General features: G+C 36.5%; 13 protein-coding genes. 8 read left to right on the top strand and 5 right to left on the bottom strand.

Annotation, left to right across the window (positions count from 1 at the left end; all coding sequences use genetic code 11):
• Window positions 1-8: 8 nt before the first annotated feature.
• Window positions 9-2,327 (bottom strand): ATP-dependent DNA helicase RecQ, encoded by a 2,319-nt coding sequence (locus tag EGI24_RS21425; protein WP_255050686.1) that lies wholly within the window; start codon window positions 2,325-2,327, stop codon window positions 9-11.
• Window positions 2,328-2,504: 177 nt separating this feature from the next.
• Between EGI24_RS21425 and EGI24_RS21420 the strand changes: the two genes are divergently transcribed.
• From EGI24_RS21420 to EGI24_RS21410, 3 genes are all read left to right on the top strand, one after another.
• Window positions 2,505-3,479: an SIS domain-containing protein gene (locus tag EGI24_RS21420; protein WP_255050685.1), complete on the top strand. Its 975-nt coding sequence runs from the start codon at window positions 2,505-2,507 to the stop codon at window positions 3,477-3,479.
• 25 nt (window positions 3,480-3,504) lie between these two features.
• Window positions 3,505-5,097 (top strand): L-aspartate oxidase, encoded by a 1,593-nt coding sequence (nadB, locus tag EGI24_RS21415; RefSeq protein WP_255050684.1) that lies wholly within the window; start codon window positions 3,505-3,507, stop codon window positions 5,095-5,097.
• Between the two features lie 86 nt (window positions 5,098-5,183).
• Window positions 5,184-5,405: a PspC domain-containing protein gene (locus EGI24_RS21410; protein ID WP_255050683.1), complete on the top strand. Its 222-nt coding sequence runs from the start codon at window positions 5,184-5,186 to the stop codon at window positions 5,403-5,405.
• On the opposite strand, the gene EGI24_RS21405 is transcribed toward EGI24_RS21410, so the two are convergent.
• Window positions 5,402-6,616, bottom strand: a complete 1,215-nt coding sequence (locus EGI24_RS21405) for an NADH-quinone oxidoreductase subunit D (protein WP_255050682.1) — start codon at window positions 6,614-6,616, stop codon at window positions 5,402-5,404. The two genes, EGI24_RS21410 and EGI24_RS21405, sit on opposite strands and share 4 nt — an antisense overlap.
• Before the next feature lie 53 nt (window positions 6,617-6,669).
• Between EGI24_RS21405 and EGI24_RS21400 the strand changes: the two genes are divergently transcribed.
• From EGI24_RS21400 to EGI24_RS21380, 5 genes are all read left to right on the top strand, one after another.
• Entirely contained in the window at window positions 6,670-7,233 is a 564-nt protein-coding gene (locus tag EGI24_RS21400) for a hypothetical protein (protein WP_255050681.1), read from the top strand.
• A 71-nt stretch (window positions 7,234-7,304) separates the two neighbouring features.
• Window positions 7,305-8,114, top strand: a complete 810-nt coding sequence (gene epsC / locus EGI24_RS21395; protein ID WP_255050680.1) for a serine O-acetyltransferase EpsC — start codon at window positions 7,305-7,307, stop codon at window positions 8,112-8,114.
• A gap of 2 nt (window positions 8,115-8,116) precedes the next feature.
• Window positions 8,117-8,887 carry a bifunctional 2-polyprenyl-6-hydroxyphenol methylase/3-demethylubiquinol 3-O-methyltransferase UbiG gene (locus EGI24_RS21390; RefSeq protein ID WP_255050679.1) on the top strand — a complete coding sequence of 257 codons (771 nt, stop codon included), beginning with the start codon at window positions 8,117-8,119 and terminating at the stop codon, window positions 8,885-8,887.
• 62 nt (window positions 8,888-8,949) lie between these two features.
• The gene (gene gltX, locus EGI24_RS21385; protein WP_255050678.1) at window positions 8,950-10,443 is read left to right on the top strand and encodes a glutamate--tRNA ligase; all 1,494 of its coding nucleotides are present in this window, start codon (window positions 8,950-8,952) and stop codon (window positions 10,441-10,443) included.
• Between the two features lie 253 nt (window positions 10,444-10,696).
• Window positions 10,697-10,861 (top strand): hypothetical protein, encoded by a 165-nt coding sequence (locus tag EGI24_RS21380; RefSeq protein ID WP_255050677.1) that lies wholly within the window; start codon window positions 10,697-10,699, stop codon window positions 10,859-10,861.
• Between the two features lie 113 nt (window positions 10,862-10,974).
• Here the strand turns inward: EGI24_RS21380 and EGI24_RS21375 are convergent, their stop codons facing one another.
• The 3 genes from EGI24_RS21375 to EGI24_RS21365 all read right to left on the bottom strand — a co-directional run bounded on the left by EGI24_RS21375 (window position 10,975) and on the right by EGI24_RS21365 (window position 14,448).
• The gene (locus EGI24_RS21375; RefSeq protein ID WP_255050676.1) at window positions 10,975-11,718 is read right to left on the bottom strand and encodes a CPBP family intramembrane glutamic endopeptidase; all 744 of its coding nucleotides are present in this window, start codon (window positions 11,716-11,718) and stop codon (window positions 10,975-10,977) included.
• A gap of 209 nt (window positions 11,719-11,927) precedes the next feature.
• The gene (locus EGI24_RS21370) at window positions 11,928-13,625 is read right to left on the bottom strand and encodes a hypothetical protein (protein ID WP_255050675.1); all 1,698 of its coding nucleotides are present in this window, start codon (window positions 13,623-13,625) and stop codon (window positions 11,928-11,930) included.
• Window positions 13,626-13,779: 154 nt separating this feature from the next.
• Window positions 13,780-14,448, bottom strand: coding sequence for a hypothetical protein (locus tag EGI24_RS21365; RefSeq protein WP_255048629.1), 669 nt, complete (start codon window positions 14,446-14,448; stop codon window positions 13,780-13,782).
• Window positions 14,449-14,955 lie beyond the last annotated feature (507 nt).

Genomic DNA, 14,955 nt, shown 5'->3' with positions numbered 1-14,955 from the left:
CCTTTTTTTTAGTTTGCCATCTCTGATAAGAATTTTATTCTCATCAATCTCAACTCTTCTTCGGTTATTTCATCGTCATAATCGTCGAATTCTTTAATCGCCAATTTGATGTCATCAGAGGCAGAGGTCATGAAATATTCATAAATATCTTTTTGCTTATCTTTATCAATAACTTGGTTGATATAATAATCAAGATTAAGCTTAGTGCCTGAAAAACAGATGCTTTCGATTTCATTTAAAAGCTCCTCGCCGTTCATTTCTTTTGCTTCAGCTATTTCTTCTAGATCAATCTTTCTATCGATTTGTTGAATGATAAATATCTTAGTTTTAGACTTATTAACGGTAGTTTTTACCATTAAATCTGCCGAAGTCTCTATTTCATTATCTTTTACATATTTGATAATCAAATCTAAAAACGGCATACCGAATTTCTGCACTTTACCCATTCCTACTCCATTGACCTGAGCCAATTCTTGTATATTGGATGGATAAGTGGTGGCCATTTCTTCCAACGATGGATCTTGAAAAACTACGTAAGGTGGTACATTTTTCTCTTTGGCTATTTTTTTACGAAGTGCTTTTAGCAATTCTAATAAAGCCTGATCAGATGCACCGCTACCCCCAGATGGGCCTGCAGTTTGTTGCAATTCGTCTTCTCCACTGCCTTCAGTTTCGTTGAGATCGTGGTCTTCTGAGAAAGTAATGGTGTAGGGGTCTTGGAGGTATTTTTGACCCTTTTCCGATATTTTTACTACTCCGTAGTTGTCTATGTCTTTTTCAAGATATCCAAAAACCATCAGTTGTCTAATGATGGACACCCATTTGTCAGCTGCAGATATTTTGCCATCTGCATTGATATCCGCCTTTGGTTTTTTATTGACAACTATTTCGTCCTCATCCTCTTCTTCTTCTTCCTCGAATTTTTCTGAAAGATTAAAATATTTTAATCCTTTGCCAAACATTTCAAGTTTATCATGCTCATAACTCGCTATGGCAGGATTGTCTTTTGTGTTGGCAGTAAGAATATCTGCTATGTGATTGGCTGAAAATCTTTGTTCTGTCTTTAGGATCGTATTCAGTGCCAATTCAACTTCCTCTTCTCCTTTGAAAGTTTTAGTTGGTTTATTACAGTTGTCACAGAATCCACAATTTTTTTCTGTTTGTTCACCGAAATAGCTCAAAAGTTGTCTTCTTCTACAAACGCCTAAAGAAGAATACGCAACCATTTCCATCAAGAGTGCTTTGGCATTGTCTCTCTCTGTTACGTTTTTATCTTTATTGAATTTTTCTAGTTTAGTTATGTCATCTAATGCGTAGAACATCAAACATGAACCATCCAAGCCATCTCTACCGCCTCTACCAGTTTCTTGATAGTATCCTTCTAATGATTTTGGAGCATCATAATGTACGACAAACCTAACATCTGGCTTGTCTATTCCCATTCCAAATGCAATAGTGGCCACCACCACGTCGCAATTCTCGTTTAGGAATGCATCTTGGTTTTTCATTCTCACGTCAGAATCCAAGCCAGCGTGGTAAGGCAACGCTTTAAAGCCATTGACTACCAAAAGTTCAGCGATTTCTTCTACCTTTTTTCTGCTCAAACAGTAAACAATTCCTGATTTGCCTTTGTATTGGGCTAAAAAGTTTATGAGTTGTTTTTTCGCATTTTGTTTCGGTCTTACTTCATAATAAAGATTGGCCCTGTTGAAGGAGGTCTTATAGATAACAGAATCATCCATGTCCAAGCTTTTCTTAATATCCAACTGAACTTTGGGAGTTGCAGTCGCCGTCAAAGCTATAATAGGAAGATTATCGTCGATACTTTCGATAATTTCCTTTATTTTTCTATATTCAGGTCTAAAATCATGTCCCCACTCCGATATACAGTGGGCTTCATCAACTGCCACGAATGATATTTTGGCTTTCTTCAAAAACTCAAGATTGTCAACTTTAGTTAAGGATTCAGGGGCTATATAAAGAAGCTTGCATGCACCACTAACCACGTCGTTTTTGACGCGATTCATTTCTGATTTATTCAGCGTGCTGTTCAAAAACTGGGCATTTATTCCAAAAGCCATCATCTGATCCACTTGGTTTTTCATCAAGGCAATCAATGGCGATATTACTATAGCAGTTCCATGAAGTACTGTGGCTGGAAGTTGGTAGCAAAGTGATTTACCTGCTCCCGTAGGCATTATTACAAAAGTATTTTTGCCAGAGACAATACTTTTTATAATTTTTTCTTGCTCTCCTCTAAAGTTATCAAATCCAAAGATTTCTTTGAGATTTTTCTTTAGGTCATTTTCAATTGATACATCAATCATAGCTAGTTCTATAAAGCTTTAAAAACTAAAGCACGCTTATTGAGCGTGGTGAATTAAATTCTTAATGCCAATATACAAAAAATGTTTTGTGATTTTGTTAAACTCAAATATTTGTTTCACTAAAAAAAAACGGATTACAAGCCTTACATTTGCAGTAGAAATATCGCTTTTTTTAAAGTGGAGACGAAAATAGAAAAAAAAATAATTGAAATTGCCAAAAAAGTACTAACTGATGAATCAGAGGCAATTAAATCTTTGATTAGTACAATAGATGATAAATTTGAACAAATTATTTATGCCATATTAGCTTCTAAAGGTAAAATTGTTCTTACAGGAATTGGAAAAAGTGCCATTATTGCACAAAAAATTTCTGCTACACTTAATTCTACAGGTCAAAAAGCGGTGTTTATGCATGCTACAGATGCCATGCATGGAGATTTGGGAATTATTGATAAAGAAGATATTATTATCTTTTTGTCAAAAAGTGGTAACACACCTGAGATAAAAGTTTTAATGCCCCTTTTAAAAAGATTAGGTAATAAAATCATTGCTTTGGTTTCAAATGTAGCATCTTATTTGGCCAAAAACTCAGATTTTATCATAAATGCACATGTTGATTCAGAGGCCTGTCCGCTCAATTTGGCTCCTACCACTTCTACAACCGTAGCTTTGGCTTTGGGTGATGCTTTGGCCATTTGCCTTCTTGAAGCTAGAGATTTTTCCAAAAAAGATTTTGCCAAACACCATCCTGGTGGAAGCTTAGGTAAAAAGCTATATTTGAGGGTTTCGGATATTTATCCCAACAACGCTCTGCCTATAGTTCTTGAGTCTGCTGATATACAAAGTGTAATACTCGAAATGACAACTAAAAGACTCGGTTCCACAGCCGTTGTTAACCCAAATAATGATTTGGTTGGAATTATAACTGACGGGGATTTAAGGAGAATGTTGAATAACACAAACGATTTTTCAACTTTACGAGCAAAAGATATAATGGGAATTTCCCCTAAGATTATCCATCCTGACGAGTTTGCTGTAAACGCATTGGTAAAAATGCAAGATATGAATATCACACAGTTGGTGGTGTCGGAAGAAAAAAAAGTTTTGGGTTTTGTACATTTACACGATTTATTAAAAGAAGGCCTTATTTAAGGTTAAAAAAATAGTAATTTTAGGAATGAGAAAAGTTGATTTTTTAGTTATTGGGTCAGGCATAGCGGGTTTGAGTTTTGCCATTAAAGCCTCCAAAAAAGGTAAAGTGCTTATACTTACCAAAGTGAATGCTGACGAAACCAATACAAAATATGCACAAGGGGGCATAGCTACTGTTTTTGACCCAAACACAGACTCATTTGAAAAGCATATTTCGGATACACTCATTGCTGGAGATGGACTTTGTGATAAAAAAATTGTGGAAATTGTAGTCACTGAAGGCCCTGATAGAATAAATGAACTGATAGAATATGGTGCAAATTTTGACAAGGAAGACTCTGGTGAATATAATCTGACACGCGAGGGTGGACATTCTGAAAAAAGAATTTTACACTATAAAGATATTACTGGCTGGGAAATAGAGCGGGCTTTGTTGGAACAAGTTAAGGCTAATCCCAATATAGAAATACTAACCCACTTTTTTGCTGTGGAAATTATAACGCAGCACCATTTAGGCAAACCAGCCGATGAGCATATCGAATGTTACGGGGTGTATGCCCTCAATGTGAATTCAGGGGAAGTGGAAACCATTTTGGCTAAAAACACGCTGATGGCTTCTGGTGGTGCGGGGCATATTTATGCAGCCACCACCAATCCTATTATTGCTACAGGAGATGGAATAGCGATGGTTTATCGTGCTGGCGGAAAAGTCAGAGATATGGAAATGATGCAGTTTCACCCAACTTCTTTGCATAATCCAGGTTCTTTTCCCAGTTTCTTGATTACCGAAGCGGTAAGAGGGGAAGGAGGCGTTTTAAGAAACAAATCGGGTAAAGAGTTTATGTATGAATATGACGAACGCGGATCGTTGGCTCCTAGAGACATTGTGGCGAGGTCTATTGATGCAGAAATGAAAAAAACAGGGGAGGAGTTTGTTTATTTGGACATTACTCACAAACCAAAAGAATTGATTTTGGAGCATTTTCCCAATATTTATGAGAAATGTTTGAGTCTGGGTATTGATATTTCTAAAAACATGATACCTGTAACGCCTGCAGCACATTATTTGTGCGGAGGAATACTGGTGGATGAAAACGGTCGTACAAGTATAAGTAACCTTTTTGCTTGTGGGGAGTGCTCATCAACAGGTTTGCATGGAGCCAATCGTTTGGCTTCTAATTCCTTGCTTGAAGCGGCGGTTTTTGGTCATAGAATATCTTTGGTGGCAGTAAACGAATTGGATAATGTGAGCTTCAATGAAAAAGTCCCTGATTGGAATGAGTTTGGAACAGTTCAGTCTAATGAAGAAATTTTGGTGACACACAATACCAGAGAGCTACAAAGAATGATGTCGGATTATGTGGGTATCGTAAGAACTGATTTCAGATTGGAACGTGCTCTGACTCGCTTAAATATGCTCAAAGAAGAAACCGAGGAGTTTTACAGAAAAACTAAACTTTCAGTGAAACTTTGCGAGCTTCGGAACTTGATTTTGTGTGCTCAAATGGTGATTCATTCAGCCCAAAAACGAAAAGAATCTAGAGGGCTTCACTACAACACCGATTACCCATATCACTTGGGTGGAGAACCTCAGAATACGGTAATTTCAAGGGGTTAAATGCTTTTTTGGACTAAAAATTAGCAGTTTTCAATTTTTTTTTTGAAATTTGGCACAATAGCCTCATTAACATAAAATAAAACGCAATGAATAAGTTTAAATATATACTGGAAAACAATCTTTTTGGGGTCTGTAGTAAGATTGGTGAAAAGTTGAATTTTTCCGCCAAAAGTATAAGAATGTACTTTATTTATGCATCGTTTTTTACCCTTGGTTCACCAGTAATCATCTATTTGGTGTTGGCTTTTTGGATGGAAATAAAAAATCAAGTTAGAAGCAGCAACGGCTCTAGCATTTGGGAGATTTAACGGTCTACTTCGCCCATCACAAAATCCAAAGAACCAATAATCGCCACCAGGTCAGCTATCATCCAACCTTTCGAAATTTCAGGTAAAACCGAAAGGTTATTGAACGAACACGCCCTACATTTTACCCTTGTGGGTACATCACTTTTACCGTTCGTTCTGAAGAAAAAGCCCAATTCCCCTTTTGGATTTTCGGCCCTAGCATAAAAATCCATTTCCACGGGTCTTATTTTTTTCGGTACAAAAGCTTGAGGATCAAAGTCTCTGGTACGTTTGTGTTCTTTGGTGAGTTTTTCTAGGCATTGTTCAATAATTCGAATTGATTCCCAACACTCCATTAATCGTACATAGTTTCTATCCCAACAATCACCCGTTTTTCCCATTTTACCTTCACCTATTGGAATATCAAATTCTAACTCAGGATATACAGAATAGGCATCTACCCTTCGAAGGTCATATTTTAAACCCGAACCTCTCAGAACAGGTCCAGTGCAGCCATAATTAATGGCCAAATCCATCGGTAAAACGCCAACACCAGCTGTACGATTGATAAATATATGGTTATCGATAATAATCTGCTTGAGTTCTTCTAATTTGGGTTTTAGGTAATTCACAAATTCAAGGCATTTTTCCTCAAAACCAAGCGGTAAATCATAGAACAAACCGCCTACCCAAATATAATTATAAAGCATTCTTGCACCAGAAACCCATTCCAATAACCTTTGGATAGATTCTCTGTCGCGTATCAGCCATAAAAAGGGCGTTTGAGCACCAATATCTAATGCATAAGTTCCTATGGCTATAAAATGCGAAGCAATCCTGTTGAGTTCTGCCACTAAAACTCTGATGTATTCTATTCTTTTCGGAAGAGTATTTTCTATGCCCAGCATTTTTTCCACGCCCATCACATAAGCATGCTCAGAGTTCATGGCAGCTACATAATCGAGTCTGTCAACAAAAGGGATGATTTGGTTAAAAGGCAAGGACTCGGCGTGTTTTTCAAAACAGCGGTGCAAATAGCCCAAGTGCGGAACCACCTCTTTGATAAGTTCACCATCCGTAACTACTTCAATTCTAAGTACACCATGCGTAGAAGGGTGTTGTGGACCAAGATTAATGAGCATTTCTTCCGACGAAAGATTTTCATAATTAAATTTTGTCGGTTCAGACTCAGTAAGGTTTTCCCTTCTATATTTGTATTGAATTTTTTGCATCGAAATTTTTTCTGGTTCAAAAATAAAAACAAAAATCTAGATTCAAGTTTAAAATGCACGAAATCGAACCTTTTTATAATTGGCAAAAGTATTATCTGCCCTACGAAGACACCAAAAGTCCGTTTTTTGAGAAACCCGAAATCAATCAATACCGAAACACCGTTTACAGTTATTATCTACATCCCGATTGGGACGAAATAGGTTCAGAAACACTGTATTTGAAAGTTTTGATGGTCAATTACTCCTTGAAATATGCTGTGATTGAGCTGATTGGCGAATGGAACGATACGCTGCACAATGATGTGATGTATCTCAAACGAAACATTGTAGATATTTTTCTGAAGCAGGGCATCAAGCATTTTGTCTTGATTGGCGAAAATCTTTTTCAGTTTCATGGTGGCGAAGACGATTATTATGAGGAATGGTTTGAGGATGTAGAAGATGGCTGGATAGTAGCCCTTAATTTTCGAGATTTCATTCTGACAGAGTTCTCTAGATTTCACCTCGACTATTACATCAATTATGGCGGAACTTTGCAGATAGAAAATTGGCGAACACTCAAACCCGATCAGCTTTTTTCATTGATTCAGACATTAATTCAGCGTAGATTGACCTAATGGTAAGCTTTTTGCGTTATTAGATTTGAACCAGCCAAGCCAGTTGCTTGTTAGCATAAAAAACAATTTTCATGGATCAGTCTTTTTTAAAACACATTTACGAGAAACATCAGAATACCGAGGCGGTGCCTTCTACCAAAGATATTTCCTCTTGGGCTATAAAAGTGATTCGCTTACTTTATCCCGAGCAAGCCAAGGAGTTTTTTAGAAGTGTGGACGAAATAGAAGGGGAGTTTTGGAACCTCGGAAACGAGTTAAAGCATCTTTTGGAAACTACGGATCAATGTAAAAATTGTGATATCAGCAAAAAGGTAAACGCATTTAATGAATCTATTCCTGAGTTGTTTAGGTTACTAAATACAGATGTAGATGCCATTATGGAGGGTGACCCAGCCGCAAAAAGTAAGTTCGAAATCGCCAGGGCTTACCCTGGTTTTTATGCTATCTCATTTTATAGGTTAGCTAATTTTTTACACAAACTTGAAGTGAATCTGATCCCAAGGATTCTTACGGAATTCGCACATTCTCGTACGGGAATAGACATTCACCCAGGAGCCGAAATTGGCGAGTATTTCTTCATTGACCACGGAACGGGTGTGGTGATTGGCGAAACCTGCGTCATAGGCAACCACGTGAAAATATACCAAGGCGTAACTTTGGGAGCCTTGAGTGTGGAAAAAGCATTGGCCAACACCAAACGCCATCCCACTGTGAAAGACAATGTGGTGATATATTCTGGAGCAACGATTCTAGGTGGGAATACCATAATTGGCGAAAATAGTGTTATTGGTGGTAACGTTTGGTTAACCAAATCTGTACCTGCCAATTCAACGGTTTACCACAAGCCAGAAATCAAAGTAGTTGAGAACGAAGCGGTATAAATATGCTCATCAATAGCGAGGAATACCGTGCAATGTTTGAAGTGGAGGATAACCTTTGGTGGTATAAAATTCTTCATGGAAAAGTAATTTCCGAGATTAATTCTTTTGCAAATGGCAATAAGCAAATCAAAATTTTAGACGCTGGTTGCGGTACAGGTGGTTTGCTTTTAAAACTACAAGATGCTGGTTATCAAAATATTCAAGGCTTTGATTTTAATGATGATGCCGTGGCGTTTTCGAAAAGTCGTGGACTGAATGTTCAAAAATTGGACATCACCCATCTTCAAGGAGTTTTTGAAAAAGAAAGTTTTGATGTCATTGTTTCCGATGATGTGCTTTATCAGTTTGAGGATGACGTTATCGAAAAAACGATTTCTTCCATAGTAGATATTTTAAAACATAATGGCATTTTTATCACCAATAACAATGCTTTTGAAATCTTTAGAGGTACACACGATATCGCCGTAGGAAGTAAAAAGCGTTTTATTTTGAAAGATTTCAAAGCTTATTTGTCAAACGCAAAAGACGTATCCATCTTAAAACACCATTATTGGTCGCTTTTGCTTTCTCCATTGATATTGGTGGTTCGTTTGGTACAAAAACTCAAATTGAAACTCCATTTGGTTGATTTACAAAATATTAAATCAGACGTTGAAATGCCCTCTGAGTTTATGAACAACCTGTTTTACAATATCTGTATAACAGAAAGTAAAATCCTTAAAAAATCACCTTTCGGTAGTTCCTTATTTTTGGTCATAAAAAAAGAAAAATGACGATTTTCGGGTGATTTTAGCCCATAGCTTCCTATTTTTGCATCCCAATTTAATTTTTATTTATGAGTGTTAGAGTAAGATTTGCTCCAAGTCCCACAGGACCTTTACATATTGGTGGTGTTCGTACTGCCCTTTACAACTATCTTTTTGCAAAAAAAATGGGTGGAACCATGATTTTGAGAATAGAAGATACCGATCAAACGCGATTTGTAGAAGGTGCCGAGGAATACATCCAAGAGGCATTGGAATGGGTAGGTATAAAGATAGATGAAGGCGTTCAACAAGGCGGAGCATTTGGACCTTACAAACAATCAGAAAGAAAAGAGATTTATGGTAAATATGCTCAGCAATTGGTAGAGGCAGGCAAAGCCTACTATGCCTTTGATACTTCGGAAGAATTGGATGAGTTGAGAAAAACTTTGGAAGAAGCCAAAGTCGATAATATTTCTTACAATGCGGTGACAAGGATGCAAATGAAAAACGCCTTGACCTTGTCTGCAGAGGAAGTGGCGGCCAAAATCCAAAATGGCGAGCCGCATGTCATTCGACTTAAAGTGCCTTTGAAAGAAGAAATCAGGTTTAAAGATATCGTGAGAGACTGGGTGGTGGTGCATTCTTCTACCATCGACGATAAGATATTGATGAAGTCTGACGGTATGCCCACTTACCATTTGGCCAATATCGTCGACGATCATTTGATGGAAATCACACACGTGATTCGTGGCGAGGAGTGGTTGCCATCGGCTCCATTGCATGTATTGCTTTACAAAGCCTTTGGCTGGACTCCCCCAGAATTTGCACACTTGCCTTTGTTGCTAAAACCAGAAGGAAACGGCAAATTGAGTAAAAGAGATGGCGTTTTGGGAGATTTTCCAGTGTTTCCATTGGAGTGGAAAGACAAAACCACTGGAGATATTTCTAGAGGATTTAGAGAAGATGGATATTATGCCGACGCTGTGGTGAATTTCTTGGCATTTTTGGGCTGGAATCCGGGCACCGAGCAAGAAATCATGACCTTGGATGAACTGATTGCGGCTTTTGATATCAACAATATACACAAAGGAGGAGCGAGGTTTGACGTAAACAAAGCCAAATGGTACAACCAAATGTACCTTCGTCAGAAAGACGAAGCTTTGTTGGCGGGAGAGTTGAACATTACTTTAAACGATTCATCGCTTTCAGAAAAAATCGTGAAATTGATGAAAGAACGTGTAACTTTCACCAAAGAAATGATATCCGAAGTGCCTTATTTGTTTGAGGATATAAAAGAATATGACCAAGAAATTGCTCAGAAAAAATGGGATGATATGGCAAAAACAGCCATGCCAGTCGTGGCCAAAATTCTTGAAGGCGTGGGGGATTTTAATTCAACAACCATTCATGATGCTCTTTTTGCAGGTTTAGAAGCAGAAGGCATCAAGCCAGGTAAAATCATGCAAGCTTTGCGTTTGGCCTTAACTGGCGAAGGCAAAGGACCTGATTTGATGTTGACCATAGAGATATTGGGCAAAGAAAAGTCTGTTGCAAGAATAAATAGGGCATTGGAGGTTTTGTAAGAATTCTCATTTTATGGGAGTTTTTACATCCCATAAAAAATACAATACATCATCCCCAAATTAAATGCTGCGTGGCAGGCGATGGCACCTAAAAGGCTATCAGATTTTTTGCGGAAATAGAAAAAAATGAGTACGAATTGAATTAATGAGTAATTCAATAATTTGAATTTTATTTCAAATAAACCAATCAAAACTTCCAGTTTTGAAAAATTATAATAATATTTCTATCTTCACACTGTAATTGGTAGCAAATATGACAATCATTCTTAAAAAAGGCCAACATCTTGAGGATTTACTTCCAAAAGCTACTTCCGTGAAGGGAGGTAAAAAATTGGATGCTAAAAAGTATTTGGGCGTGTTGAAACAAAAAGAAGATCCCTTAGAAATTCAGAAGAAAATACGTGATGAGTGGGAGTAAAATATTGATAGACACCACTATTATAAGCTATTTATTGAAAGGAGATTAAGGGTGAGAACTTTTTTTTACTTTAAAGTATTTAAGCACCCTACCTTAGAATAGAAAATCTCGCCTTACATCCCATAAAAAATACAATACATCATCCCCAAATTAAAGGCGGCGTGGCAGGCGATAGCTCCGAGTAGGCTATCGGTTTTTTTGCGAAAATAAAAAAACATTAAACTCACCAAAAACATACTCAGAACCCACAGGAGGGTGGGGATGGGGTAAAAAGCCCATTGCTCGTTTACGAATACCAAGCCGAAGTGCGAAATATGCGTAAGGGCAAAGGCGGTGCCATCTACGATGGAAGCTTTTTTCTCGCCTATAGAGTTTTCAAAACTTTTGTGTACGATGCCTCGGAAAAACAATTCTTCACCGATGGGACTAAATATCATCCCCGTTATGGCCATAATGCCGAATAGGTTCCGTTTGTCTGCCGCCGAGATGTTTGCCGGAATTTTATATGATTTGCCGATATATTGATACCAGTTTTGGTAAGAAGTATCATATAAGATTTTACCCAAAAAATACAGCATAACACTGGCCGCTAGCCCAGCCAAAAAGGCGACAAACAGCCATTTGAAACCCTGAGCTTTTTGGATACCGATGGCTTTGCGACCCGCTTTGTTCAAAAAAATAAACGGAGCTAAAGCCGAAACCGTCATGATAAGGCCGATAGCCCCATAATTGCCCGAAGCATTGGCCTGAAGCACCAAAACAAACCGCGGGACACAGACCAATAATATCAGAAATAGACCAAACTTCCAGTTTAGGTCAAAGATTTTGCTGAAGAGGGGTTTTAGGTGGGGGGGCATGTTTGATAAAGGTAATTTTGAAAAAAAGTTTTAGAGTTTTGCTTTCTGACTGGTTTTGGATGACTTAGTTTCAATTTGTACCTAAGTTCATTAGAAGGACAAAGTTTAAGTTTGCAACACTGTCCACTTAACTCAAAATATGTGTTATCAGGTTGCATTTTTATCTGTTCGAAATAATTCTGCATTTAGTTTATGGTCACTTTTTTCTATCATTTATTGTCGTCCCCAATAAATGGGTCAAAGCTTATGTAATTCGGCTTTTGAAAATAAGGATACTTTAAGTTTAGTATTTTCTCATTTTCTTCATCTTCAATAACGAACCTAAAAGTTGGATCTCTATATTCTCCTCTTACAACATCTTCGATTTGTGTGATTGTATAAATGCGATAAACCGCATTATACATGTAAAATGTTGGAGTGTTTACAATAAATATTCCTTCAAAGGAGTAATCTTGCAATGAGAATTTATTGTCATTATATTTTATTCTAAAATGTTCTTGAACCAAATCTATATTCTGGTTAAACCACTCAAGTTTATTGGACATGGTTTGATTATATGACTTGTTTTTCTTAGAACCAACGGCAAACACATTATAGTCGTTCCTTTGATTAACAATGTCGTAACGTCCAAGTAAATGCTTACAATCGGAAATGTAAATCTTCTTCACCTTTTTCACGATAATAATGAAGTCAACCTCACCAAGACCTTCAATATCTATGTTTACATATCCCTGAGATGATTTTAGGTACTTAACATTTCTGTCATATGGTATTTTTTGGTTTTGTAGTTTCTCTTCAACTGCGTCATCTAACCATTTGTCATGTTCATTTTCTTTTGTGTGGACATATTTTTTAAAGCAGTCATTTTTCATCCATTCAGCGGGAGCTTTTCCCCAAGGAATTGCATTTGTAGAAAATTGTATAATTGATTCTGTCCAAGAGTTTTTCCCGAAATGAGCATAATCCTTGTTATCAATATTCCAAATAATAATTGGTCTATATAAATAGCGGATTAAACTGTAAGGTTTGCAAGCTAAATCGAGCAAATCCATTTTATTATTTTTGTCAAGTGTAAGTCCTCTAAAAAACTGTTCAGATACATCTAAAGGTACCTCGAATAAGTTATACAGATTGATAGGTAAATCTTGCCAATGTACACCAACAATTTCACCTCCTTTGGGTTCATTTTGCTGATGAATAGATGCAATTAAATGTCTGATGTCTTCATATCTTATTCCGAAACAATTTTGAAGTGTTGCTTTTAGATGGTCAATACCTTTATTGTCCACAACGGATTTTGTTAATTGCGAACCTAATTCATTTTTGATATGCTCAAATATGAACTCGTAATGATGACGTCTGCGGAAAACATAAAGGTTGTGTTTATCAAAAGAAACATCCGTTACATCATCAATCATAGTTTGTTCTGCAAATAAGTCTACACACATCAAAATCATCTCACCCAAAAATAAAAGGTCATGAAGAATAGTTTCTATTCTTTCGCGGAATTTCGTGTCTGCTGATTCTCCCGTTACCATCTGAATTTCGCAACCCATTTCCAATATAAATTTTAAAATTCTACGGTATTTGGCAATATATCTACCGCTTATGTCAGGTGAAATGTCTTGATGAGCATGTAAGTATGATAACTCTGTCGCTTGCTCATGAAACCAAAAGATATTCTGATAAAACCTATAAGATTTTTCGTTGTGGCAAATTTCTTTGAATTTCTTAATGTAGTATTTTAAAGAAAATGAAACTATTTCACGTACTATATTTTGGTCTGGAAACGGTCCGAAGCCATATTTCTCGATAATAAGTCTGGAAAGTTCTGTCCTGAATTTTGCTTCAGCTATCTTCTCTCCTTTGAAAATATAATATTTGTCTTTTACAAAATGAATCGACATGGTATCTAGTTTTTATTCTTGGCCATTTAAAGGTTTTTATTTTTGTTAGTTGAGCAGTAATCAAAGGGTGTAAAGCCTTTGGATAAAAATTTATTGCAATGAGCATTAGAAACTACAAAAAATCAAACTAAGCTAAAGTTAAAATAATATAAAATTAATCTTTGAGGCAGTAACTTATGAGCTCATCTTCAATATCTTTCATTAAAATTATTAATTCGATGAACATTATTTGTTCAGAAATATCAATTCCATTTTTTGAATAACCTAAGCTTAATCCTTTCCATGTTATATTATCTATCTTTGGGTTATTAACTGTAACTTTGAAATTATGTGCCAATGCATTGCGTACTAACCAGCCAAATGTAAAAATAGTATTCCATTTTGTCGGATCTGTACCGAATACTTTAATTACTTTATCTTTTGTTGATTCCCAATATTGAATATATGTCGCTTGTCCTAGTGATAAAAAAACCTTTGCGAATCCGTCTAATCCTCCATTAATTTCTTCTTGGTCGGGAAAGGTTTTTTCTTTGAAATGTATGTTTATACTTTGAGGCCATCTATTGTCCATTAAATATTTGTAAATATCATACGGAAAAAAATAGTATATCTTGTTTGTGGCCTTAGTTCGTCCTTCAAAAAACAAATAGTGTCCCTCTTTATATGCTATGGCTTCAGTAAGGTAAGAGTCCATTAGCAAATTAGTTGAACAAACTCCAGCTAAAAATGAAACTACACCATCAAAAAAAACATATGAGTTATCAATTCGAATAAATTCAATTTTGTCTTCGGATCGCAAATAAAATATGTCTTGCTCGGTCATGATTTTAGTAAAACTGCTAAATCTTATATAAACAGATAAATTGAGGTAGCTAGCCGAATGTTTTCTATTAAACTAATATACTGAGGTATTTCATAGAAGGTACTTATATTGTTTACTGAGTCAAATATATGAGATATTTTTTTCTGAATGTGGGTCATGAATATTTTATTATCTGGCTGCTTTTGGGTAATTTAAATATTTTCGAAGGTTTGTTGTTTCGTGACCTGAAGAATTTATTAACTAATTGAAGTATTTTGAATTCAAAATGAAGGTTTTTAGAGTAATTTAGGTTTTTTTTATAATGAAAGCGGGGTCTCGACTACGCTCGACCTGACAGTAGAGATCTCAGAAATTTGTGCACAAAAAAAAGCCCCAAATTTGCATTTGAGGCTTCTTAATTTTCACTTCACATCTTTGGAGGCTACAATATCGCCTCTGCCTACGGGGAATCGATTGGACTTGCATCCCAGGCGAAACGTCGCACCGTCGGAATGCCGCATCACCGTT

Origin of the sequence: Lacihabitans sp. CS3-21 (assembly GCF_024343675.1) — a bacterium.
In the GTDB taxonomy this organism is placed as follows: Bacteria; Bacteroidota; Bacteroidia; order Cytophagales; family Spirosomataceae; genus Leadbetterella.
This window is presented reverse-complemented; position numbering and strand designations above follow the sequence as displayed.

Bases quoted from the DNA above. Each gene is read 5' to 3' on its own strand.
- EGI24_RS21425 (WP_255050686.1), bottom strand. From the start codon at position 2,327: ATGATTGATGTATCAATTGAAAATGACCTAAAGAAAAATCTCAAAGAA.
- nadB (WP_255050684.1), top strand. From the start codon at position 3,505: ATGAGAAAAGTTGATTTTTTAGTTATTGGGTCAGGCATAGCGGGTTTG.
- EGI24_RS21410 (WP_255050683.1), top strand. From the start codon at position 5,184: ATGAATAAGTTTAAATATATACTGGAAAACAATCTTTTTGGGGTCTGT.
- EGI24_RS21405 (WP_255050682.1), bottom strand. From the start codon at position 6,616: ATGCAAAAAATTCAATACAAATATAGAAGGGAAAACCTTACTGAGTCT.
- EGI24_RS21400 (WP_255050681.1), top strand. From the start codon at position 6,670: ATGCACGAAATCGAACCTTTTTATAATTGGCAAAAGTATTATCTGCCC.
- epsC (WP_255050680.1), top strand. From the start codon at position 7,305: ATGGATCAGTCTTTTTTAAAACACATTTACGAGAAACATCAGAATACC.
- EGI24_RS21390 (WP_255050679.1), top strand. From the start codon at position 8,117: ATGCTCATCAATAGCGAGGAATACCGTGCAATGTTTGAAGTGGAGGAT.
- gltX (WP_255050678.1), top strand. From the start codon at position 8,950: ATGAGTGTTAGAGTAAGATTTGCTCCAAGTCCCACAGGACCTTTACAT.
- EGI24_RS21380 (WP_255050677.1), top strand. From the start codon at position 10,697: ATGACAATCATTCTTAAAAAAGGCCAACATCTTGAGGATTTACTTCCA.
- EGI24_RS21375 (WP_255050676.1), bottom strand. From the start codon at position 11,718: ATGCCCCCCCACCTAAAACCCCTCTTCAGCAAAATCTTTGACCTAAAC.
- EGI24_RS21370 (WP_255050675.1), bottom strand. From the start codon at position 13,625: ATGTCGATTCATTTTGTAAAAGACAAATATTATATTTTCAAAGGAGAG.
- EGI24_RS21365 (WP_255048629.1), bottom strand. From the start codon at position 14,448: ATGACCGAGCAAGACATATTTTATTTGCGATCCGAAGACAAAATTGAA.